Source organism: Archangium sp., from assembly GCF_036388035.1.
GTDB lineage: Bacteria > Myxococcota > Myxococcia > Myxococcales > Myxococcaceae > Archangium.
On record NZ_DASVSO010000248.1, the window covers coordinates 1 to 23127 of the forward strand.

Genomic DNA, 23127 nt, shown 5'->3' on the forward strand with positions numbered 1-23127 from the left:
GCCGCCGATGGCGCCCGCCTCGACACCCGAGCGCGTCGGGATGCTGGGCGCCGGGGCCGCGCCACCGCCCACGGGGGCGGGGGTGGAGGGCATGGAGGGGCTCACGCCACCCTGGGTCTTGGACGGGGCGGGCAGACCGAGGGCCTTGGCCACCTGGTCCAGCAGGCTCTTCTTGGCCGCCTCGAAGCCGGACTTGAAGAAGTCACCGATGACGTTCTTCAGCGCGTCCTTGACGCCGTTGAGCAGGGGGCCGCCGATGATCTTGCCGAGGTCAATCTTGGGAAGCTGAAAGCCGCCGATCTTCATGTGGGTCTCTCCGGTTGGAGGGCAGCGCCAGCGCCGCCCTGCTTACAAAAGGATTATCGCGGCGGCCCTCCGGGAGTTTCCTCCCTGATTTATTTTTGTCGGCCCCCTCTCCTGGGACCCGGAAGCGGACCCTGGCGGGATTACAGCGCGGAACGGGACTTTCCTCCCTTCTTACAGGCTCCGGGAAGTCGGGGTGAACCGGGAGCCATGGGACTGCCGCTCGGCGCCCTTCCCACCCGGCCCCTCGGCACAGCCCGTGCTTGCACTTCCTCCACGCAGCGGGGGCGGATCTCGGGCGCGTGTGGGGGGTGGTATGGGGGTGAGGGAGCTGAAGGAAGAGGCACTGGACCTCTACGCGCGCAAGAAGTTCGCGGATTGCGCGCGCACCTACGGCAAGCTGCTCGAGCTCGAGCCGAGGGACCCGCACCTCTACGTGCGCCACGCCGAGGCCTGGCGGCGCGCGGGAGATCGGAGCAAGGCCATCTCCTCGTACCGGACGGCGGCGGAGCTGCTGCTGCAGCTCGGGTGCGAGGCCCGGGCCCGGGCGGCGCTGAAGGTGGCGCTGGAGCTGGATCCCCGGGACTCGGAGGTGGCGCACGCGCTGGCGCGACTGACGCACGCGTACGCCCAGAGCCGGCCCCCCTCGCGCATTCCCGAGGACAAGCGGGACATGGTGGAGCTGCACACGCGGGCGGCGAGCGTCCCGGGGCAGCTCGCCCTGCCGCCGGCGCCGGCCTCGCCCGCGGCGCCCCTGCCCTCTCCGGCGGAGGTGCGCAGGCTCTCGTCGAATACCCTCGCCGTGAGGGCCGCACCGGGGACGCGCTGGGTGGTGGTGTCCTCGCGCACGCCCCTCACGGCCTACGAGGTGGATGAGCTGGAGCGCGTGAAGACGCGCGAGTTCACCCTGGAAGTGACGGTCACCCCCGAGTCCTGAGCCCGGGAAAAAGAAGAACGCGCCCATCCCGCGGAGGCACCCGAGTCCCGAGGGACGGCGCCGTGCCCGCGGAGAGACGGGCGCGTTCAGTCATCCACACTCGACTTCCCCGGCTGGAGGCGCCTCCCCCGACGAGAAGCCGCCCCCCACCCCGCGGGCCTCCTTCAGAGGGCCGCGGACTCCGTCTGCTCCTCGCTGGAGGCGTCCCGCGGCTCGGTGGAGAAGAGCTGCTCGGCGCTGGAGGCGTTCTTCTCGGCCGGCTCGTTGGCCTGCACCATGGCCTCGCAGTGCTCGCTCTTGCGCTTCGGATGGCAGTGACGGACACCGTAGACATGGTGGCAGCCGCACGCGTCCACGCGCTTCTTGCTGCAGACGGCCGGGTTGAACACCGGTGCCGTCTTCACATCCACCGGCCCCGCGTTCAGGGTCGCCGCCATCACCAATGCTCCGAGAATCCCCATCTCCCAACCCCCTTGATGCTCCGTGGAGAAGAAATGGGAATTCTTCAGTGAAGGGGCAACTGCGGGGGCCCGGGGGTAGACATCTCGCGGACACGAGCCGTTGATCGGTCGCAAGGTTGGCCGCTTGCTCTGTTCGTCAGCTCCCAGAGGACGCTTCCGTCGCTACCGTCGGTTGAAAGACTCCGAGGGGAGATCGCCATGAGCTGGACGCAAAGGTTGGAAAAGGTCGCGGAGGGCCACTTCGTCCTGCCGAAGACCAAGACGATGCGGGTGGATGCCCACCTGTTCCTCTCGGACAAGCTGCTGTGGGGCGAGGGCCCCGAGCTGCCCGGTCTCGAGGAGGGGGTGTTCGATCAGGTGGTGAACGCGGCGTCCTTCCCGGGAGTCACCCGGGTGGCGGTGACGCCGGACTGCCACGTGGGCTACGGGGTGCCGATCGGCACGGTGGTGGAGACGGATGGAATCCTGCTCCCCACGGCGGCGGGCTACGACATCGGCTGCGGCATGGTGCAGCTCAAGACGACGCTCACCGCCGAGGACGTGGCCGACAAGGCCAAACGTCGGCAGTGGATCGACGAGGTGACGAAGCGCATCGCCGTGGGCGTGGGGGCCTCGCGGGCGCAGAAGCAGCGCAGTGTCAACGCGCGCACGTTCGCCGAGGTGGTGCGCCATGGGGCCAAGGCCCTGGGCCGCACCGCGTCCACCACCGAGCGCGACTTCATCCCCGTGGAGGATGACCGGGTGGACATCCCCGAGCGGGCCTATGACAAGCGGGACCAGCTCGGCAGCCTCGGGGGCGGCAACCACTTCACCGAGATGCAGGTGGACGAGGACGGGCGCGTGTGGGTGATGCTGCACACGGGCAGCCGGGGCTTCGGGTGGAACATCGCCAAGCACTACTTCGTGGAGGGCGCGGCGCAGCTCGGGCTGAGCAAGCGCAGCGAGGACTTCATCTGGCTGGACGCGGAGAGCCGGCTGGGGCGCGAGTACTGGAACCTGCACAACATGGCGGCCAACTTCGCCGTGGCCAACCGGCTCATCATCGGCGAGGCGGTGTGCGCGGCGCTCGAGGAGGTGTTCGGCGGGACGGCGGACATCTATTACGAGATCTCCCACAACCTCATCCAGAAGGAGGCGGGGAAGTTCGTGGCGCGCAAGGGGGCGACGCGGGCCTTCCCGGGCGGGCACCCGGCGCTGCGCCGCACGCAGTGGGAGAAGTCGGGGCACCCCATCCTCATCCCGGGCTCGATGGAGACGGGCAGCGCCATCCTCTTCGCGGAGGAGGGGGCCGAGGCCTCCATCTACTCGGTGAACCACGGCGCGGGGCGGCGGCTGTCGCGCGGCGAGGCCCGGCGGGTGCTCAACCAGTCCGCGACGGACCAGCGGCTGTCCGAGGCGGGCATCCTCCTCAACACGCGGGTGACGCCGCTGGACGAGTCGGGGCCCTGTTACAAGAACCTCGACGACGTGCTGGAGACGGTGGAGATGGCGGGCCTGGCCAAGGTGGCCAAGCGCCTCAAGCCCGTGGCCTGCATCAAGGGCGCGGACTGAGGCCGCATCGGCGCGGCTCCTCTATGCCCCAGGAGGTTGCAGGGGGGAGGAGCCGCCCCGGTCTTCTATGGGAGTGTCCGAGAGGAGCGCCCACAGGCGCTCGAGCCCCTCGGGAGGCCGGGCCGCCCGCTTCAGGTGCAGCCAGGGCCCCCAGGCCAGCCTCCGCTTCCCGCGGAGCTCCGCGAGCGCCGCGCGCAGGTCGGCTTCGGCCTCCGTCGCGCGGCCCAGACAGAGCAGCGCCAGCGCTCGGGCTTCGTGCTGCTCATGCTCGTAGACCCCCTGCCCGAGCGGCTCATCCAACACGGTCTGGAAATGCCCGGTGGCCGTGCGGCGCTGCCCCGAGACCTCGGCGATGACGCCCAGTCCGGCTTCCGCCAGGAGCTGGCCGGGATAGACGCGCAGGCACTCGCGGTAGTGGAACGTGGCGCGCTCGACCTCGCCTCGCCGCAGCAGCAGCTCCGCCAGCCTCACGTGGGAATCGGAGAGCGTGGAGTCCAGGTCCAGCGCGTGCTCGAACTTGGCGATGGCCTCGTGGATGCGGCCCAGATTCGTCAGGGACTTCCCCCAGCCCTCCAGCAGCACGTCGGCGGCCTCCTCCTTCCTGTCCATCTCATGCAGGAGCATCGCTGCCTCTCGACGCACCCGTGGCATCGTGGTGGAGTTCCGCGCGATCCCGAGCAGCTCGTCTACCTGACCGTACCCGGCCAGCAGCTGGAGCAGCACTCCGGTCTCACTCGAAAATCCCCAGTTCTCGCGCAGCGCCCGGAGGGTCGCGGCATCGCGAGCCATCCCACGCAGCAGGGTGAACGACTCTTCATCCTCTCGGGCCACGACCAAGCTCCTCAAGGCGCGCACCCGGTCCGAGAAGGACAGCATCGAGTCCCGCACGAGGCGTGACAAGCAGGAGAGCGCCTCGGTGGAATACCCGCGCGCGAACAACCGCTCGGCGGCGGTACAGCGTACGGAGCCGGGCATGGAGGTATCGAGCGCCAGCGCCTGTGGCGCACGTCGGCCGCCTGCTCCTGGCGCTCCTCGAGGACCGAGACCGTCGCCGATGGTACCTCCTGGAGCGCCTCCAGCGTCCGGTGGCCCAGAGCGCGCAAGTGCCGCAGGTGCTCCTCGGTCACGAGGTTGTGCAGGGGGCTCTGCGCCTCCCGGACCTCTCGCTTCAGCGCCAGCGCGAGTGCCTCCACGAAGTCCCGCAGGCCCGTCTCGACTCCAACGGGAGGGACCCGTCCCTCGAGCCGCCGCGTCAGCTCCTCCCGCAGCCCCACGAGCGCGGTGGCCGCCCCCGCCCCGTCCAGGGCCAGCCGGAGGAAACGCTCCGCCACCTCCTGCTCCGAGCTGAAGTCCTTCAGCACCGCCCTGAGCGCCCTCCGCTCCCGCCAGCCCCGCCCGGCCTCCAGGGGCTTCACCAGTGCCGGGAAAGCGCGCTTGTAGATGCCTTTCAGGGCCCGGACCGAGGGATCGCCCAGCACCCGCTTCATCCCCTGCTGCGTGAGGGGCTTCGCCGCCGTCGACACCACCGACGTCGCCAGCGTCCGCGCGAGGACAGCGGCGGGCGGGAGGAGCGCCCACACGCTCGCCGCCAGGGCCAGAGCGGCCGCGAGGAAGGCCGCCACCTGCTCCCAGGCAGCGGAGAACCCCACTCCCAGCTGCACGAGTGGCCACTCCATGGATGCCCCCTCGACCCGGCTCGGGCCCTCTCTCGGAAAACCCGCCACACCCCGCTCCCATGTCCCCCGGGAGTGGGACACACGCAGCGAGAGTCCGTGCGCTCGTCATCCCCTCGACCGAGGGCGAGTGCGAGATGCGGATGGCCGGGGGGGGTGCCCAACGGGTCGTCCGACACCTTCCCCGTGAGGGCACCCGCATTCCTATATTTCAAGAATATCCAGTTTTTATTGAATTCCTGTAAACACGTCAGCTAGGTAATTCTCCCCATTCCGAGCGCGCTCCAAGGCGCGCCCACCCCGGGAGAAATCATGCGTGGAGCCACCCCACTGGGCGCGGTACTGCTGAGAGTCATGGTGTTGAGCCTCGTCACGGGTTGCCTCAACCCGGAGGAACTGGACGAGCAGACCCCCCAGGTGGCGCAAGCGCCGCTGGTCGTGAGCACGGCGTCGCTCGCGAACGCCCGGTTCGATCACACGGTCACCGTGCTGGCCAATGGAAAGGTGCTCGCGGTGGGAGGCAAGGGAAGCTCGGGCAACAAGCTCGCCAGCTGCGAACTCTATGACCCCGCCACGGGCCTCTGGACCCCCACCGGCTCCTTGAACACGGGGCGTGCCGCGCACATCGCGGTGCTGCTGAATGACGGAACCGTGCTGGTGGCGGGAGGCATCAGCAACACCAGCGTCACGCTCTCGAGCGTCGAGCGGTACGATCCCGCCACGGGCACCTGGAGCGTCATGCCGTCGATGGCCCACGCGGTCTGGGACCTGACGGCGACGCGCCTGCAGGATGGGCGCGTGCTGGTGGCCGGCGGTTGCCCGAGCCCCTACACGGCGGCGGCGCAGCTCTTCGACCCCGCCACCAACACCTGGAGCACCACGGGCTCCATGACCATGCCGCGCTGTGACCACCGGGCCACGCTGCTCGATGACGGCCGCGTCCTCATCACCGGCGGCACCTACCTGCAGGCGGACTCGTACCGCGCGGAGATCTTCAATCCCGCCACCGGCGTGTTCACGGCGACGCCGAACGCGAGCTCGTACAAGCAGCCGCACCAGGCGACGCGCCTGGCGGACGGCCGGGTCTTGTTGCTCTCCGGGAACTCGAGCGGGAACGAAATCTACGACCCGGTCTCGAACTCCTGGTCGAACGCGCCCGCGCCGTTCGAGCAGCGGTACGACCAGGTCGCGGTGCTCCTGGCCGATGGCAGCACCGTGGTCTTCGGAGGGGAGCCGAGCAGCGTCGAGCGCTTCTCAGGAGGGGTGTGGAGCATCGTGGGCCGCACCACGGGCGAGCGCCAGAACCCGGGGGTCGCCGTGCTGCAGGATGGGAGCGTGCTGCTCGTGGGCGGCAGCTACATCCAGTGGGTCCAGAGCAGCAGCACGAGCTGGGGCGGCAGCCCGGCCCCGTTGGCGACCACGGAGCTCTACCGCCACGCCCCCTCGGAAGTCGCGACGTTCGACGCCACGCTCCGCGTGCCGAAGTGCGCGAGCCCCCAGGTGGAGTGTGACTCCTCGTCCCTGCTCCACGGACGCGGCAGCGCGTTCTACGGAGTCGAGCAGAACGCGCCCAACACCATCAACGGCTCGTGCGCCGACGGCAACAGCGGCACCAGCAACGACGAGTCCCTGCAGGCGCTGCGCGTGCGCGCCTCCCATGGCGGCATCATGCAGGCCGGGCAGCAGGTGACCATCCAGGCCGCGGTGGTGGGCTCGGTCAACGGGGCCTCCACGGACGTGCTCGACATCTTCCACGCGGCTGACGCCAACGCGCCGTCCTGGCAACTGGTGGCCACCCTCCCGCTGACTCCCGCGAAGTCGGGCCGGAAGGACCTCTCCACCACCTTCACGCTCCCTTCGGGCAGCCTCCAGGCCATCCGCGGCACCTTCCGGCGAGGCGGGACGGCGGTGGTGTGCAGCACCGGCTCCTACGACGACCATGACGACCTGGTGTTCGCGGTGTCGCCCGGCGCCCCCGACACCGTGCCGCCCACGGTGGCGTTCACGGCTCCGACCTCCGGCGCCCTCGTCAACGGCAGCGTGACGGTCACCGCCTCGGCGAGTGACAACCTGGGCGTGGCGCGCGTGGAGTTCCTCCAGGGCTCGACGGTGGTGTTCACCGACACGGCCGCCCCGTACTCGTTCACGTGGAGCGCGCCCAATGGCCCCGCCACGCTCACGGCGCGGGCGTACGACGCCGCGGGGAACGCCGCGACGGCGAACGTGAGCTTCACCGTGGATGGTCTCCAGCCGACCGTGAGCATTACCGCCCCCACCAGCGGCACCACGGTGAGCGGGACGGTGACGGTGTCCGCCAATGCGACGGACAACACGGCCGTCTCGCGCGTCTCGTTCTACGCGAACGGCACGCTCATCGGGACGGACACCACCGCGCCCTTCTCCGTCTCCTGGAACACGACCGGGCTGACGGGCACGCAGTCGTTGCAGGCGCAGGCGGTGGACACCGTGGGCAACAACGCCAACAGCCCGTCCGTCACGGTGTCCACGCCCCCCAGCTCCGGCGCGAGCTACGACGCCACGCTGCGGACCGTGAGCTGCGCGGCGGTGGGCACCACGTGTGACTCGGGTTCGTTCTTCACCGGTCGTGCCACCTCCGGGCCCGAGCAGAATGCGCCCAACACGATTGGCGCCACCTGCGCCGACGGGGTCGGTGGCACCTTCCACTCCGACGAATCGCTCGACCGGATTCGCGTCTTCACCCGGGACGGGACGAGCTTCCGCGCGGGCAGCGTCGTCACCATCGAGGCCACCGTCTGGGCCTGGTCGGGATACACCTCGGACCAGCTCGACCTGTACTACGCGGCCGACGCGAGGAACCCGACCTGGGTGCTGTTGACGACGATGACGCCGACCGCGAGCGGCGCGAACACGCTGACGGCGACCCTCACGCTTCCCACCGGTTCGCTGCAGGCGATTCGCGGGCAGTTCCGCTACGGCAGCAACGCGGGGCCGTGCACCAGCGGCTCGTACAACGATCGCGACGACCTGGTCTTCGCCGTCGCGCCGTGAGCACGTCCACGGGGTGAAGCGGCACGGGCTCGGCGCCAGCCACCGAACGGGGTGGCTGGCGTCGTCCCGTCCAGGGGAGGGCGGAGGAGCGAAGAACTTTCGCCGCGCTCGCCCGTTCCCCGGAAACGCTCCTCTTCTTTCTGGGACACGCATGCTCATCAACCTCGCCCCACGGGCCCTCGTGGCGCTGCTCGCCGTGGGTCTGGCAGTTCCTGTCACCGTCCAGCAGGTTCTCGGCACCAAGGCGGACACCCAGTCGCTCGGAGGGCCCAACCGCTATCTGACGTTCGTCAGCACGGACAAGCCGCTGTACCGGCCCGGCGAGCAGGTGCTGGCACGCGGCCTGATGCTCGAGGCCCTCCGCCACACGCCGAGCGCCCAGGTGCACCAGGCGCAGATCGAGATTCGCGGGCCAAAGGGGGACGTGGTCACCTCGGCGGGGGTGCGGACGCAGGACTCGGTCTGGGGCTACGCGTGGACGGTGCCCGCCGAGCAGCCGGGCGGCGAGTACACGCTCAAGGTCTCCTACCCCTGGTCGGGAGAGGCCCCGGCGGAGCGGAAGTTCGACGTGCGGGCCTACCGGGCGCCGCGGCTCAAGTCGCAGATCGAGTTCCTCCGCGACGGCTATGGCCCGGGGGACACGGTCACCGCCACGCTGGACGTGAAGCGCGCGGAGGGCGGCGTGCCTGCGGGCGCGAAGGTCACCGCCACCGCCGTGGTGGATGGAGCCACGGCGGCGCAGGTGGCGGGCACCATCAACGACAAGGGGCTGTGCACGGTGAGCTTCAAGCTGCCGGCGCGCATGGCTCGCGGCGAGGGCTCGCTGGCCTTCGCCATCGAGGACGGCGGCGTGGTGGAGACGGCGGCGAAGACGATCCCCATCCTGCTGCAGACGCTGGACCTGGCGCTGTATCCGGAGGCGGGCGAGCTGGTGGCGGGCCTGCCGTCGCGCGTCTATTTCGAGGCGAAGACGCCGGCACAGAAGCCCGCTGACCTGGTGGGCGCGATCATCGAGGAGGCCACGGGCCAGGTGGTTGCAACGGTGCGCTCCGAGCACGAGGGGCGCGGCCGCTTCGAGCTCACCCCGAGGGCGGGCGCGAAGTACGCGCTGCGCATCGACGAGCCGTCGGGCATCCAGAAGACGTTCCCGCTGCCCGAGGTGAAGGCCCAGGGCGCCGTGCTGCGCGCGAGCGAGGATGTGGTGCCCGCGGGCAGGCCCGTCACGCTCTCGGTGGGGCTCTCGGGCACGAGCAGGGCGAGGCTGACGCTGAGCAAGCGCGAGGTGGAGGTGGCCTCGGCGGAAGTGGGCTCCGGGGACAAGGTGACGCTGGATCCGAAGGATGCGGACGGCGTGCTGGTCGCCACGGTGTGGGACCCGCGGGGGCGTCCGCTCGCGGAGCGGCTGGTGTTCCGCCAGCCGACGAAGGCGATCAACGTGGAGGTGCAGCTGGACAAGAAGAGCTACGTGCCGGGGGACACGGTGCAGCTCACCGCCCGGACGACGCGGGACGGCAAGCCGGTCTCCGCGCTGGTGATGCTCACCGTGACGGATGACTCGGTGCTCGAGCTGATCGAGAAGCGGGACCAGGCGCCCCAGCTGCCGGTGATGGTGCTGCTGGAGCCCGAGGTGAAGGAGCTGGCCGACGCGCAGGTCTACTTGGACGAGAAGAACCCGAAGGCGAAGCGGGCGGTGGATCTGCTGCTGGGCACGCAGGGCTGGCGGCGGTTCTCGCTCGCGGACCCGGTGAGCTTCGTGGCGCGGCACGGAGACCTGGCCCGCCGGGTGTTCGCGGTGCGAGTGCCCGTGGCCCAGCGCCGGTTCGAGGAGATGGACGGCCTGGCCGTGGCCGAGGGAGCGGACTTCGGCCCGCCCGCGCAGGCGGCACCCCGGCCGATGCCGAAGAAGGGAATGGCGGCCCCCATGGCCCCTCCGCCCATGGCCCCTCCGCCCATGGCCGTGGCACGGCCCGCGCCCCAGGCCGGCGCGAAGATGGCCGAAGCGTCGCGCAAGGCGGAGCGGTCGAAGCGGGACATGGATGGGCTCTTCGCCGACAAGCGGGTCGCGGAGCCAGCGCTCCAGCAACAGCCGATGGTCTACATCCGCGAGTACGCGCACACGGTCCGGCCGGGGCGCAAGGCGGGAGACCGGCTGGACTTCTCGGAGACGCTCTTCTGGAATGCGGGCGTCCGCACCTCGCCGAAGACGGGAGAGGCCCGGGTCTCGTTCGGGCTGAACGACTCGGTCACCTCGTTCAAGGCCTTCGCGGGGACGGTGGGCGATGACGGCGCGCTCGGCGCGGCGGTGGCGTCGATCGAGTCGGTGCAGCCCTTCTATGTGGAGCCGAAGATCCCGCTCGAGGTCACCTCGGGCGACATCATCCAGCTCCCGGTGGCACTGGTGAACGGCACGTCGGTGGCCCTGAAGGGCGCGGGGGTGAAGCTCGACTTCAAGGGAGACATGCGGGTGGCCTCGCTGGGCTCGGTGGACCTGGCGGCCAGGGAGCGCGCCCGGCGCATCGTGGAGATGAAGATCGGCCAGGAGTCCAAGCCCATCGACCTGCGGCTGACGGCGAGCGCCGGGGAGTACGCGGACACGGTGACGCGCACGGTGAGGATCAAGCCGAATGGGTTCCCGATCCGAGCCTCGTTCGGCGGGCGGGTGTCGGAGCAGAAGCCGGCGTCGCACACGGTGACGCTGCCGGCGAACGTGGTGCGCGGGAGCGTGAAGACCTCGGTGGTGGTGTACCCGAGCCCGCTGGCGAACATGACCGAGTCGCTGGCCCGGCTGATCCAGGAGCCCTCCGGCTGCTTCGAGCAGACGAGCTCGACGACGTACCCGATGACGATGGCGCAGCAGTACTTCCAGTCCCACAGCGGGGTGGATCCGAAGCTGGTGGCCGCGGCGAGGGAGAAGCTGGAGACGGGCTACAAGCGGCTGGTGGGCTTCGAGTGCTCGGAGAAGGGCTACGAGTGGTTCGGCGAGAACCCGGGCCACGAGGCGCTGACGGCGTTCGGGCTGCTGCACTTCACGGAGATGAAGCAGGTGCGAGACGTGGACGCGGCGATGCTGGAGCGCACGCGGGCGTGGCTGTTGAAGCAGCGGGACGGCAAGGGCGGCTTCGAGCGCAAGCGCCGCGCGCTGCACACGTGGATCGAGGACAAGGACACCTCGGACGCGTACATCACCTGGGCGCTGCTGGAGAGCGCGCCCCGGCCGGCGGAGCTGGCGCGCGAGCTGTCCAAGGAGGTGGCCTCGCTGAAGGCGGCGGCCGCGAAGAGCCAGAACAGCTATGTGCTGGCGCTGGCGGCGAACGTGATGGCGCTGGCGGGGGATGGGGCGGAGGCGCGAGAGCTGATGGAGCGGCTGGCGGCGAAGCAGGGCAAGGAGGGCGTGGTGGGGGGTGGCACGCAGTCCATCGTCGGCAGCATGGGCGAGACGCTGGACATCGAGACCACGTCGCTGGCGGTGCTGGCGTGGCTGCGGGAGCCGTCCTACGCGGGGAACGTGGAGCGCTCGATGAAGTACCTGGCGAGCTCGTGCGAGGGGGGCCGCTACGGCTCGACGCAGAGCACGGTGCTCGCGCTGCGAGCGATCGTGACCTACGACAAGGCGCGGGCGGCGAAGCGGGCGGGCGGCGCGGTGCGGGTGTACGTGAACGGCCAACCGGTGGGGAACGCGGTGAGGTTCGAGGCCTCGGCGCAGGAGGCCCTCAAGCTGCCGGACGTCTCCGAGCTGCTCACGCCGGGCGAGCGCAAGCTCGAGCTTCGGATGGAGGGAGGCGCGGAGCTGCCGTACTCGATCGAGGTCACCTACAACGCGCTGGTGCCGGCCAGCTCGCCGGAGACGCGGGTCGCGCTGGAGGTGGCGCTGGCGAAGACGGAGCTCACCGAGGGCGAGCCCACGGAGGCACGGGTGCTGGTGTCGAACAAGACGGACGAGAAGCTGCCGACGGCGGTGGCCATCTTCGGCGTGCCGGGAGGGCTCGAGGTGCGGCACGACCAGCTGAAGGAGCTGGTGAAGAAGAAGACGGTGGACGCCTACGAGGTGATCGGACGGGACGTGGTGCTGTACTGGCGGGGGCTGGAGCCGCGGAAGAAGCTCGACGTGCCGCTGTCGCTGATCGCCGCGGTGCCGGGGACGTACACGGGCCCGGCGAGCCGCGCGTACCTGTACTACGCGGACGAGCACAAGGCGTGGATCAACGGCGTGAAGGTGTCCATCGCCCCGAAACAGTAGCCGGGAAAGGTGTCAAAGGACTCGTTCTTTGACACCTTCCCCGCCTTCCTCGGACGCTCCCGTCTCGTCAGGGTTTGACCTCGATAACCAGCGTCGACTGGGTCTTGCCGTTGAAGTAGTTCTCCCCGGTGCCGAAGTACGACGCGGAGCCTCCCGAGAAGGTGAATCCCGACTGCTGGCATTTGAAGTCAAGATTGGCTTCCCTTATCAGGAAGCTGTTCGTCAGCACCTTGCCGTTGCTGTCCGGCTGAAAGGTCTGGACGTCTGTCTTGTCCAGGGAGGGGCCGCCCTGCTGGCTCGCCTCACCGGAGACGCAGGTCCACTGAGAGCTGCCGCCCAGCGAGAGCATGCTGACACCTTCCGGGTCCTCGACTTTCAGGGTGACCCGGAAGAGGTCTCCCCTCTTGGCTTGGACCTTCGCGTTGCCCGTGAAGTCCTGGCTCTCATTCGTGACCTGGTTGAAGACATTCCACTTCACGACGGGAGGCGTCGAATCGGAGGAGGGCTTCGTGACTCTCGGACACCCCACCATGACGAGGGATGATGCCAGGACTCCCAACACCCAGCGCGTGGGGCGTAGCCACTTCCGCGAGCAGCGCATGCGTACACCTCGATTCCTCGGAAGGCTCGCAACGTAGGCGATGAGCTCCTCGCCTGTAACTGTACGTTCGCCAGACCTCTCTGTCGTGCACAGGACTTCCACGGAGGGCGTGGCAGCGCCGGCGCGTGCTCTTCCCCGCACGCGTCTTCGGCACCCTCACTGGGAAGGAGCCGGGCCGCGTGGGCTTCAGGCCCATGAATGAGGGGTCGGACTCGGCTACACTGCCGTCCACGTGGACTCCTTTTCTCCTCGTGGACGCCGTCGGACGTGGGGGTGGGCGGCGCTCCTGCTCCCGTGCCTTCTCGTGGGTGGGGCCGCGCTCCACGTCCAGGGCCTGCTGCCCGCTCCGGTGCCCGACGGCGACGCGCCCTTCAGCTACGCGGGCTACGCCCAGGCCCTGCGCCACGTGAAGCCCGATGGGCGCGTGGACTTCGCCGCGCTGGGCCAGGATCGCGCCGGGTTGGATGCCTTCGTGCGCTCGCTGGCCACGTTTTCGCCCCAGACGCGGCCAGACCTCTTCTCCGAGCCCGAGGAGGAGCTGGCCTACTGGCTCAACGCCTACAACGCGCTGGCACTCCAGGCCGTGGTGGATGGGGGGCCGGGACCGCACTGGGGCCGCTCGTGGCCCGTGGGCGGCCGGCGGCTGACGCTCTGGGCCCTGGAGCACCGCGTCCTGCAGCGCCGGTTCGCCGACCCGCGCATCCACTTCGCCCTCTTCCAGGGCGCGTGGAGCGGGCCGCTGCTCGACGGGTCGCCCTTTCAACCCGAGCTGCTCGACGCCCAGCTCAATGAGGCCACGCGGCGCTTCCTCGCGGACCCCCGCCACCTGTGGCTCGAGCGCGACACCGTCCACCTCGCGCGGCGCTTCGACACCTGGCGGGAGGACTTCCTCGCCGCGCTGCCCGAGGGCCGCCGCGACAACGTGCTCCAGTTCGTCTGGGCCTTCCTGCCCGACACGTGCACGCAGCGGCCCGGCTGTGACAACCGGGCGGAGCTGGACCGGGTGTGCGGCCCCCGGTTGAATCGCTGCGAAATCGTCTACGAGCCCGAGTCAGAACACGGAGCCGTCGACGCGCCTGCCCGGTGAGGAGGACGAGGAGTTCAACGTGCCACGCCCAACGTCAGTTCACCTTTACGGTGACAGGCACCGACGTCCTGACGTTCCCCACCGCGTCATGGGCCCTGGCCGTCAGCGTGTGAGAACCCTTCGCCACGAACAGCAGGTTCCAGCTCACGCTGTAGGGTGCCGTGGTGTCCGTGCCGATGACCGTGGCGCCGTCGTAGAACACCACCTGGGTGACCCCCTCGTTGTCACTCGCGCTCGCCTGCAGCGTGGTGCTCAGCATCAGCGACGCCCCGTTGGTCGGCGAGGTGAGGGCCACGCTGGGCGCGGTGTTGTCCACGTAGACGGGGTGGCCACCGGTACCAGGTCCCCCCGAGACGTTCCCCGCCCTGTCGTAGGCCCGCGCCTTGAGCTCGACATGGCCATCGGGTCCGGTCGTCGAGTCCCAGCTCACCGTGTAGGGCGCCGTGGTGGCCGTGCCAATGAAGAGGTCGCCCGCGTAGAACTCGACCTTCGAGACACCGTTGGTGTCGGTGGCGTTGGCGCTGACCTGGACGGTGCCTCGATGCCAGGCGTACGCCTGCGGAGCGGTGAACTCCGTCGACGGTGGGAAGTTGTCGATCGTCACCACCACCGGGGCGGAGATGCCGACGTTGCCCAGGCTGTCCACGGCCCTCGCCGTGAGCGTATGGACTCCCTCATTCTTGTACCCGGTGTACCAGGTCCCCGCATGGGACGTCTGGGGCGAGATGGGGAACACGCTGAGCAGCGTCTCGCCGGAGTAGTACTCGACCTTCGTGACACCATTGGAGTCGCTGGCCATGGCGTCGAGCACGACATTGCCCCGCAGGAGCGCCCCCTGGGCCGGGGAGCGGAGTGTCGCGCTCGGCCCGGTGTTGTCGGTGTTGACCACGACCGCCTTGGAGATCGTGGAGCGGCCCGCGGGATCGTAGGCCTTCGCCGTGAGCGAGTGGGAGCCATCCGCCACGGCGGTGCTGCTCCAACTCACCTCATAGGGCGCGCTGGTGTCGGTGCCCATCAGCGTCCCATCCACGTAGAATTCGACGCGCTCCACCGCCATGTCGTCCTCGGCCGTCGCGGCCACGCGGACCACGCCCCCCACCAGCGCGTAGCTGTAGGGCGCGTTGTCGTAGGGCGTGGTGAGCTTCACCGTCGGCGGGAAGGCATCCGTCGGCGGGCCCACCGCGAAGACCAGGTCGTCATGGTCGTCACAGGAGCCCGCGCTGCACGATGACACCGGGAGGGTGCGCACCGCCTGGAACTGGGCTCGAATCGCCTGCAGGTTGCCCGCGGGCAGGACGAACTCCGCCGAGAGCCAATGCGTTCCATAGATGGCTCCCGGGACCGAGGTCACGTAGGTCCACGAGGGGTTGGTGGCATCGCTCGCGACGAACAGGTCGAGCGAATCCTCGCCCACCGGATCTCCGGAGGCGAGCACGTCGACCCGGACGCGACGATTCTCGGCCAGGAACTCGCCCCCGACGCGCGTCACGATGATGCGTTGGATCCGCTCGGAGTAGACCTGGTCGAGCCCCGGCCCGTCGGCACAGCCATCGAGCGTGTTGGGCGCGTGCGGCTCCGCGGTGTTCCGCTCCTCCACCAGCCTCGCGGTATCGCAGCGGGTGCCCACCGTGTCACACACCGGGACGCCCATCACGGGGTCGAACACGGCGGTGCCGGGCTTGAACACGGTGAGCGGGATGGAGGCGGTCGTGGTCACGTTGCCCGCCAGGTCATAGGCCCTGGCGGCCAGGGTGTACTCCGCGCTGATCACATTGTTGCTGTTCCACTCCACGCTGTAGGGGGGCGTCTCGTCCTCCGCGAGCTGAGAGCCGTTCAGCAGGAAGACGACCCGGGCGAGCCCCCGGTCATCCGAGGCGTCCGCCGAGAGGGTGACTGGTCCTCCCGTCGCGACCGTCCCGCTGGCCGGTGAGGTGAGGGCCACGCTGGGCGCGGTGCGGTCGTTGTCCACGAAGAGGGTGATGGGCTCCGAGGTGGTCACGTTCTGCGAGAAGTCCCACGCCTCCAGGGTCAGCGTGTGCGGGCCATTGGAGAGGTGCTTGAGGTACAGCGCGTCGAAGGCGTACGGCGCACCGAAGTCGGCGTTCTGCACGACCCCATCCACGAGCACCCGCACCATGTACACGCCCCGGTCGTCCGCCGCGGTGGCCTGGACGTTCACGGTCTCCTGGACCGTCACGCCGCTCGCGGGAGCGAGGAAGGAGACCGTGGGCGCGATGAGATCCTGGTCGATCGTCACGTTCATCACCGGGGTGGTGGCGAGGACGTTGCCGGAGTAGCCCTTGAGCCGCGCCACCAGCGTGTGGGGCCCATTCGCCACGGTCCTCGTGTTCCAGGAGGTCTCGCGGTCCCCGTAGGGAGCGTGGATGGAGCCCTCCAGGAACGGGTTGCCGTCCAGGAGGACCTCGTACCTGGTCGACTCGGTGAGGCCATTGGCGAACACCCGGACCGTCACCGTCCCAGTGAGCGGCGTCGGGCTGTAGGGCAGGGAGAGCGAGACGGTCGGCGTCGTGGTGGCGGCCGCCTCGATAGTGGCTTCAGGGGCCGTGGCCCCCTCCTCCTCCCCCTCCAGCACGCGCGAGTCGTTGCTCAGCGCCAGCGTGCGGTCCACGGAGGAGGGCTCACAGGAAGCGAGCACGAGTCCTGCCACGAGCAGCGTCACCAGGGTCCGCATGGTTCTCCCCTCAAGGGGTCCAACAGCCGTTTCGTTGTCTTTTGAAGAAATCCGGGGCAACTGGATCACTCCGCGTACGATGCGTGACTCCCGGAGGCCGTGCGAGGCGCGGGGCTTCCCCCTCGTGTCACCCCGGAGGACGCGCTAAAGTGGGAAACCGAGATGAACGCGCCCGCCACCCTCCTATCCAACCCACCCTCCCGTGAGGCCGAGCTCGCGCGCGTCGAGGCCGAGCTCTCCAGCCAGGAAGCCCGACTCGCGGATCAGCTCAACCGAGCGGCCGCGGAAGCGGAGTTCCTCGCGCGCCGGGTGACGGAGCTGCGGCAGGAGGTCTCACGGCTCCCCTCCGAGCGCCCCGGTGAGGACACCGTGCGCGCCCTGAGCACCCGGCTCCAGTCGGCCGCGCAGCACACGGACTCGACGGAGGACGCGCGGGAGCGGGCACTGGCCGCGCGCCACGAGGCCCTGGAGGCCCGGCTCCGGGCGGGCCAGGAGACACAGGCGGCGCTCAAGCTGCTGCAGCAGCTCAACACCCAGGCGCGCCAGGAGCTGACCGAGGCGGAGTCGGGGGTGAAGCGCGCGGCCGAGGCGGCGGCGAAGCGCGAGGCCACCCAGGCCCGCCAGGCGGCGCTCCAGGCCCGTCAGCTGGTGCTCGCCCAGGGCAACGTCACCCTCCCCGAGCCGAGCCCGCTGGGCGCCCGGCTGTCGCGCGTGCGGATGCAGGCGATGATCGACCTGCGCAGCGACTCGAACTTCTTCACGGGCTTCTCCACCAATATCAGCGAGGGCGGCGTCTTCGTGGCGACGGTGCAGACGGTGCCGCTCGGGACGACGGTGGACCTGGACTTCACGCTGCCCGGCGGGCGGCCGATGAAGGTGTCCGGGGTGGTGCGCTGGACGCGCGAGGTGAACGACAAGACGCCCGAGCTGATGCCGGGGCTCGGCGTGCAGTTCACCCACCTGCCGCCGGAGGTGGCCGAGGCCATCTCGGACTTCGTGGCCACGCGCGAGCCCATGTTCTTCCCGGACTGAGACGCGCTCAGAGGCTGTTGAACTGGGGCGAGCAAGCACAGGATGTCGGGGCACCCCAGCAGCCGAGCAGGCTCAAGGACTTGGGCCACGGATTGGGCCGCCCCATTGGCTCCGAGGAGCAGTTCAACACCCTCTCAGGCGAACAGGTCCGCCACGAGCAACGCCAGCCCGGGCAGCGTCCCCCCGACCGCACTGCGTGCCGGGGGGACCGCATGTCACGGCGAGCGGGTGATGCTGGAGAGGAAGATGTCGGAACACCCCGCGCTCATCAGCGGTGCTGGGCCCCCCGTGTTGAGGCTGCCCTGGAAATTGCCCAGGACGAGGATGCTTGCTGGAGTCACCGCCAGGACAGGGACGGAGCTGAGCCCCGGGGTGCTGTCGAAGTGCCGGACCCAGGAGAGCGCGCCAGCGCTTGCTTGGATTTGCGCCACGAAACCGTCTGGACTGTTCATGTCGTTAGAAAGCGTGGTGCCACCCAGCGTGAGGTTGCCGTAGAAGTAGCCTGAAACAATGACGTTGCCGCTGGCGTCCATCACGGGCGTGTTTGCGTAGGTGTAGTTCGTGCTGTCGAGGTGTGAGAGCCAGAGGAGGGCGCCCGAGGCTCCATCCCACTTCCCCACGAATTCATCGGTGCCGGCAGGATTGGAGAGGGTGGTGCCACCCACCGTGAGGTTGCTGTAGAAGTAGCCCGAGACAATGACGTTGCCGCTGGCGTCCACCACGGGCGTGCGTGGGTGGGTGCCGTTCGTGCCGTCGAGGTGTGCGAGCCAAAGGAGGGCGCCCGAGGCCCCATCCCACTTCCCCACGAATCCATCGGAGCCGGCAGGATTGGAGAGGGTAGTGCCACCCACCGTGAGGTTGCCGTAGAAGGAGCCCACGAGAAGAAAGTTACCGCTGCTGTCCTTCTCGATATGGGGAGAGTGAACTACTTGCGTGGACTCGAGCTTGCTAGCCCAGAGGGCCCCACCGGTGCTCGCATCGATCCTGGCAATGAAAACGGCGCTGGGGAGGGAGCTGGTCAGGACGATGCCATTGCCGAGATCCAGCGTCCCAGTGAATAGGCCCGAGATGATGGGGTTGCCCTCCGAACTCATGACGAGCTGCGGGGATTGCTGGCAAGTGTCGTTACCATAGCGCCAGGCCCGCGTGAGCGGGTTGGTGCAGGTGAGAGAGCCGTCACAGTCATCATCCTCGGCGGTGGTGCAGGTCTCTGGCGAGGGGAGCTTCTGCCCCACGCAGTAGGGAAGCGTGCTGGAAGTGCAGATGATTCTGCCAGCGCGGCAGACACCGATACCGTTGGTGCCCGGCGGACCTGAGTAGCAGCTCGAGTTGCAGTTGCAGCCCTCGTTGGTCGCACCATCACAGTCCTCGTCGAAGGTGTTGGAGCAGGTTTCCGCGGCGGGCAGTACCTGTCCCGTACACGCGCCCCAGGCCGTCCCGGAGGCATTGCAGTAGCGGTGGGCGGCGCGGCACAAGCCGACGCCCTCGGTGCCCGAGGGGCCCGAATAGGCACACGTCTGGGTACTCCCCGGAATGCAGACGGGCGGGGTGATGGTGAGCGAAAGGGGTGTGCAGGCGGCACCGCCACAGGCAGTGGGCTCGGCCGAGCCCGTCACCGTGGACTCACTGGTGGCCTGGCCAGACAGGCCGGCGAAGACGCGGGCGGTTCCGCCGCGTTTGATTTCGACGCAGGCGCGGCCGTCGGCGCCCGTGTAGGCAGTGCGGCTGGAGCCTGTGTAGCTGACACCGGTGGCACCCACCTGGGCGCCGGGAGCCGGCAGGCCATTGGAGTAGCGGACGATGACGTCGACGCAACTCCTGTCGGAGATGGGCGCGTCGCAGTTCCACCACGTGAAGTGGCCCACCTCGACGACCCAAGAGAGACGGCCAGGGTGGGTGGAGGAATGCCGGACGGTGCCCGTGCCCTCGCGTACCCACAGGCCCCGCGCGGTGTCCAACCACCAGGCGGGGATGGCATCACCGGGGCTCAGCTGAGACGAGGCGGAAGGGGGCAACAGCAGCTCCAGGGTAGCCTTGGCACCAGGGGCCAGTTGCAAAGGCCTGCCGTCCTGCCAGAGGGAGACCTCGGCCATGCCGAAGGACTCCAGGGGGACGGGCTCGGCGGCGCTCTCGGAAGCGAGCCCCTCCAGGGGACCCGGGAGGGCCGAGGTGGGCACGGTGGTGGGGTCCAACGGGACGAGCGTGGCCTGGACGGTGCCGGAGACAGGGTGGCCGTCGGCATCGACGACGGAATGCGGAGGGATGGAGATACGAATGGTGCCGTGCTCCAGCGTGGCACCGGCCGAGACGGAGAAAGGCTGGGGCTGCCCCAGCGGCAACAGGCGGACTTCCTGGGAGGCACGCGCGCCAGGAGGCAGGTGGAGGGAGACGACGGCGGGAGCGAAGCCCATGACCTCGATGCGAGCGGAGAAAAAGCCCGAGGGAAGGTTGTCGAGCACGACGTAGCCCGCGCTATCGGTGGGCAATTGGGCCGTGGCCCAGGAGACGGCGACGCCGGAGAGCGGCTGACCCGAATCATCCAGGACGCGCAACAGGAGACTGGGCGCCGAGGAGGTGGCCGGAGAGGAGTCGGGCAAGAAATAGCACACCTGGAGACTGGGGCGGCGCGAGGCCTCGGGAGACTCGGAGGTGGCCAGGAGCGAGTGGCCCTGGGACTGCTGGAGCAGCAACCCGTGGTTGAGCGAGGGATGGCGCACCCAGGTGGACACCAGCTCCGTCAGGGAGGTGGAGAGCAGGCCGGGCTTCCCACTGGCTTGGAGGGAGACGGCCACCTGGGGAGCGAAGGCGGAGGCGAAGCCTTCCCAGGAGACGGACTGCTCCTGCCAGGGCGCGGTGATGGCGTGAGCGGTGAGGGTGGAGGCGGGGGAGGGGCCCTGACGCCAGAGGGAGAGGGTGGCGGAGGTGAGGGTGGCGTGAGGAGGAATGGAGGAGGTGTCGAAGTGGAGCAGGGCTTGGCGGGTGTGCTGGCCAACTTCTCCGACATAGGCGATGGGCTCGGAGCCCGCGGCATGGGAGGGCTGTTGGCTGGAGATGTGCGCGTCAGCGACCGTGCCCGTGCCCCCCCGCTGGAGCGTCATGCACGTGGTGCCTGTCAGGGATTGAGCAGTGGCCGTGAGGGGTGAGGGCTCGTCGACGGTGAGGGAAGTGCCGCAGCCAGAAAGAACCTGAAGTAGCAGCGCGAGCACCAGCACCCAGGGGCAGCACCAGGAGTGCATAGACACGCGACACATCGCCAGACCGTGCATTTCCACCTCCGAGCAGCTCGTCTAGAGCCACCGAATCAGTCCACTCAAGCACAAGGGTTGTGCCTGCTCCACATGCAACTAAACACAAGGGATTGTGGACCTGGCCAGGGCTCGCTGCTATCAGGACGAAGCCCCAGCTTCTCAGAGAACGAAAGGCGAAGTCCTCTCGTCCACAAATGGACCAGCGCGTTCCCCGAGCGCAGGCATCAATGCCCTCCTGGCATTCACATGAAAGACGATGGCCCGTCGCATTCCCCACGGGCCTCGGTGCGAGCGAAGGATTCCTCCATGAATCAAAAGACACTCATCGCGCGACTCTGTCTCGTGTGGCTCTACATCATCGCGGGCTGCGGCCAACACCCTGAGCTTGGCTCACCCCTTCACGCGCAGCCGAAAGCTCCAGTCGATCACAGCCAGCTGATGGCAGCCACCCTGCCGCTGGGAGCGTGTCCGACCGGCCCGAGCCACACGCCCGTCTGGGTCAGCACGGGCAGCATGAGCACGCCCCGCTACGCGCACACCGCGACCCCGCTCTCCTCCGGCAAGGTTCTCGTCACCGGTGGCCAGGACAACAGCGGGATCCTCGCCACCGCCGAACTCTACGATCCGGCCACCGGCTCCTGGAGCCCCACCGGCAACCTGGCTGGTCCCCGCAGTGCGCACACCGCGACCCCGCTCTCCTCCGGCAAGGTCCTCGTCACCGGTGGCCAGGACAACAGCGGGATCCTCGCCACCGCCGAGCTCTATGACCCCGCCACCCGCGCCTGGAGTCCCGCTGCGAACATGAGCAAGCGCCGCACCGGGCACACCGCCACCCTGCTCTCCTCCGGCAAGGTCCTCGTCACCGGTGGCTACCACGACTTCAGTGAGGAGCCCGTCGCCACCGCCGAACTCTACGACCCCTCCACCGGCTCCTGGAGTCCCGCTGCGAACATGAGCGAGCGCCGCACCGGGCACACCGCCACCCTGCTCTCCTCCGGCAAGGTCCTCGTCACCGGTGGCTACCGCGACTTCAGTGAGGAGCCCGTTGCCACCGCCGAACTCTACGACCCCTCCACCGGCTCCTGGAGTCCCGCTGCGAGCATGGGCGAGCGCCGCACCGGGCACACCGCCACCCTGCTCCTCTCCGGCAAGGTCCTCGTCATCGGCGGCTATGGCAGAGAAGAATTCGCCACCGCCGAACTCTACGACCCTTCCACCAATTCCTGGGGTTTCGTCAGCAGCATGAAGACCCTCGTCGGCACTCACACCGCAACGCTGCTCCCTTCCGGCAAGCTCCTTGTCACCGGCGGCTTCTCGATGCTGACCTATCGTCCCGCTTCCGCCGAACTCTACGACCCGGGTAACAATTCCTGGACGGTCATCACCGCGCGAAGCAGCTACCGCACCGCGTATACCGTCACTCTGCTCTCCTCGGGCAAGGTGCTCCTCGTGGGAGGAATTGAGGGTGACGCCGTGCTTGCCACGGCGGAGCTGTACAACCCGGGGGCCAGGACCTGGACCCCCATCCAAGGCCTGGTTGCGCCTCGCAACAGAGCGCTCCTCACGCCCCTCTCCTCCGGACGCATCCTCGTGACGGGCGGACACGGTAACGGCAGGCTCATCACCTCGGCGGAAATCTACGACTCCCTCAGTGGCTCCTGGATGCCCGCGGGGAACATGGCCGAGATGCGCACTGAGTACCATACCGCCACGCGCCTGCCTTCCGGGGAGGTTCTTGTCACGGGGGGCTACAACTCACGCCTTCTCTCCAGCGCGGAGTTGTTCAATCCGGCTGGCAACACCTGGACGTCCACCGCCAGCATGCTCACGGCCCGCTACGGGCACACCGCCACCCTGCTTCCCTCCGGCAAGGTCCTCGTCACCGGCGGCTACTCCTTCACGAGCGCCTACGACTCCGCGGAGCTGTATGACCCGGCGACCAGGACCTGGTCACCCGCGGCCAGCATGCACGCCCCCCGTGCCTTCCACACCGCCACGCTGCTTCCCTCTGGCAAGGTGCTCGTCACCGGCGGCCTTGGCAATGGCGGCAAGGAACTCGCCACCACCGAACTCTACGACCCTGCCACTGGCTCCTGGTCTCCCATAGGCAGCTTGGCCTCGCCGCGCCGCTATCACACCGCCACACTGCTTGCCTCCGGCAAGGTGCTCGTCACCGGCGGCTGGAACTCCGAGGCCGGAGGTCCACAGAACCTGGCGGAGTTCTACAACCCGGCCACCGGCTCCTGGTCCGCCGCGGGCAACATGACTGTTCCCC

Annotated in this window: 14 protein-coding genes; 7 read left to right on the forward strand and 7 right to left on the reverse strand. The window is 69.0% G+C overall.

From position 1 onward, the window contains the following. On the reverse strand, positions 1-306 hold a 306-nt coding region (locus VF697_RS10710; protein ID WP_331093928.1), incomplete at its 3' end, for a hypothetical protein. Positions 307-619: 313 nt separating this feature from the next. Between VF697_RS10710 and VF697_RS10715 the strand changes: the two genes are divergently transcribed. Then, complete coding sequence (locus VF697_RS10715) at positions 620-1240, forward strand: hypothetical protein (RefSeq protein ID WP_331093930.1); 621 nt, start codon at positions 620-622, stop codon at positions 1238-1240. A 164-nt stretch (positions 1241-1404) separates the two neighbouring features. Here VF697_RS10715 and VF697_RS10720 read toward each other — a convergent pair whose 3' ends face one another. After that, on the reverse strand, positions 1405-1677 hold the full coding sequence (locus VF697_RS10720) for a hypothetical protein (protein WP_331093932.1): 273 nt from the start codon (positions 1675-1677) through the stop codon (positions 1405-1407). Positions 1678-1899: 222 nt separating this feature from the next. Here VF697_RS10720 and VF697_RS10725 point away from each other — a divergent pair, with 222 nt between their 5' ends. After that, entirely contained in the window at positions 1900-3252 is a 1353-nt protein-coding gene (locus tag VF697_RS10725) for an RtcB family protein (protein WP_331093934.1), read from the forward strand. A gap of 21 nt (positions 3253-3273) precedes the next feature. Here VF697_RS10725 and VF697_RS10730 read toward each other — a convergent pair whose 3' ends face one another. Both VF697_RS10730 and VF697_RS10735 read right to left on the reverse strand, forming a co-directional pair. Continuing rightward, positions 3274-4083, reverse strand: coding sequence for a hypothetical protein (locus tag VF697_RS10730; RefSeq protein ID WP_331093936.1), 810 nt, complete (start codon positions 4081-4083; stop codon positions 3274-3276). An 11-nt stretch (positions 4084-4094) separates the two neighbouring features. Continuing rightward, positions 4095-4928 (reverse strand): hypothetical protein, encoded by an 834-nt coding sequence (locus tag VF697_RS10735; RefSeq protein ID WP_331093938.1) that lies wholly within the window; start codon positions 4926-4928, stop codon positions 4095-4097. Positions 4929-5237: 309 nt separating this feature from the next. On the opposite strand from VF697_RS10735, the gene VF697_RS10740 reads away from it, so the two are divergent. Both VF697_RS10740 and VF697_RS10745 read left to right on the forward strand, forming a co-directional pair. Then, positions 5238-7955 carry an Ig-like domain-containing protein gene (locus tag VF697_RS10740; protein ID WP_331093940.1) on the forward strand — a complete coding sequence of 906 codons (2718 nt, stop codon included), beginning with the start codon at positions 5238-5240 and terminating at the stop codon, positions 7953-7955. Between the two features lie 151 nt (positions 7956-8106). Continuing rightward, positions 8107-12192 carry an MG2 domain-containing protein gene (locus VF697_RS10745; RefSeq protein WP_331093943.1) on the forward strand — a complete coding sequence of 1362 codons (4086 nt, stop codon included), beginning with the start codon at positions 8107-8109 and terminating at the stop codon, positions 12190-12192. Positions 12193-12259: 67 nt separating this feature from the next. Here the strand turns inward: VF697_RS10745 and VF697_RS10750 are convergent, their stop codons facing one another. After that, positions 12260-12670, reverse strand: coding sequence for a hypothetical protein (locus VF697_RS10750; RefSeq protein ID WP_331093945.1), 411 nt, complete (start codon positions 12668-12670; stop codon positions 12260-12262). Between the two features lie 427 nt (positions 12671-13097). Here VF697_RS10750 and VF697_RS10755 point away from each other — a divergent pair, with 427 nt between their 5' ends. Continuing rightward, complete coding sequence (locus VF697_RS10755) at positions 13098-13880, forward strand: DUF547 domain-containing protein (protein ID WP_331093947.1); 783 nt, start codon at positions 13098-13100, stop codon at positions 13878-13880. 34 nt (positions 13881-13914) lie between these two features. On the opposite strand, the gene VF697_RS10760 is transcribed toward VF697_RS10755, so the two are convergent. After that, a complete protein-coding gene (locus VF697_RS10760) occupies positions 13915-16572 on the reverse strand; it encodes an Ig-like domain-containing protein (RefSeq protein WP_331093949.1) in 2658 nt (885 codons plus the stop codon). Positions 16573-16734: 162 nt separating this feature from the next. Between VF697_RS10760 and VF697_RS10765 the strand changes: the two genes are divergently transcribed. After that, positions 16735-17604: a TIGR02266 family protein gene (locus tag VF697_RS10765; RefSeq protein WP_331093951.1), complete on the forward strand. Its 870-nt coding sequence runs from the start codon at positions 16735-16737 to the stop codon at positions 17602-17604. Positions 17605-17819: 215 nt separating this feature from the next. On the opposite strand, the gene VF697_RS10770 is transcribed toward VF697_RS10765, so the two are convergent. After that, complete coding sequence (locus VF697_RS10770) at positions 17820-20855, reverse strand: DNRLRE domain-containing protein (RefSeq protein WP_331093953.1); 3036 nt, start codon at positions 20853-20855, stop codon at positions 17820-17822. 435 nt (positions 20856-21290) lie between these two features. On the opposite strand from VF697_RS10770, the gene VF697_RS10775 reads away from it, so the two are divergent. Beyond that, positions 21291-23127: Kelch repeat-containing protein (locus VF697_RS10775; RefSeq protein ID WP_331093955.1), on the forward strand; the 1837-nt coding region annotated here is incomplete at its 3' end.

Excerpts from the sequence above, each read along its gene's own strand:
- VF697_RS10765 (WP_331093951.1), top strand. The coding sequence starts at position 16,735 with ATGAACGCGCCCGCCACCCTCCTATCCAACCCACCCTCCCGTGAGGCC.
- VF697_RS10715 (WP_331093930.1), top strand. The coding sequence starts at position 620 with ATGGGGGTGAGGGAGCTGAAGGAAGAGGCACTGGACCTCTACGCGCGC.
- VF697_RS10735 (WP_331093938.1), bottom strand. The coding sequence starts at position 4,928 with ATGGAGTGGCCACTCGTGCAGCTGGGAGTGGGGTTCTCCGCTGCCTGG.
- VF697_RS10770 (WP_331093953.1), bottom strand. The coding sequence starts at position 20,855 with ATGTGTCGCGTGTCTATGCACTCCTGGTGCTGCCCCTGGGTGCTGGTG.
- VF697_RS10760 (WP_331093949.1), bottom strand. The coding sequence starts at position 16,572 with ATGCGGACCCTGGTGACGCTGCTCGTGGCAGGACTCGTGCTCGCTTCC.
- VF697_RS10725 (WP_331093934.1), top strand. The coding sequence starts at position 1,900 with ATGAGCTGGACGCAAAGGTTGGAAAAGGTCGCGGAGGGCCACTTCGTC.
- VF697_RS10720 (WP_331093932.1), bottom strand. The coding sequence starts at position 1,677 with ATGGCGGCGACCCTGAACGCGGGGCCGGTGGATGTGAAGACGGCACCG.
- VF697_RS10745 (WP_331093943.1), top strand. The coding sequence starts at position 8,107 with ATGCTCATCAACCTCGCCCCACGGGCCCTCGTGGCGCTGCTCGCCGTG.
- VF697_RS10740 (WP_331093940.1), top strand. The coding sequence starts at position 5,238 with ATGCGTGGAGCCACCCCACTGGGCGCGGTACTGCTGAGAGTCATGGTG.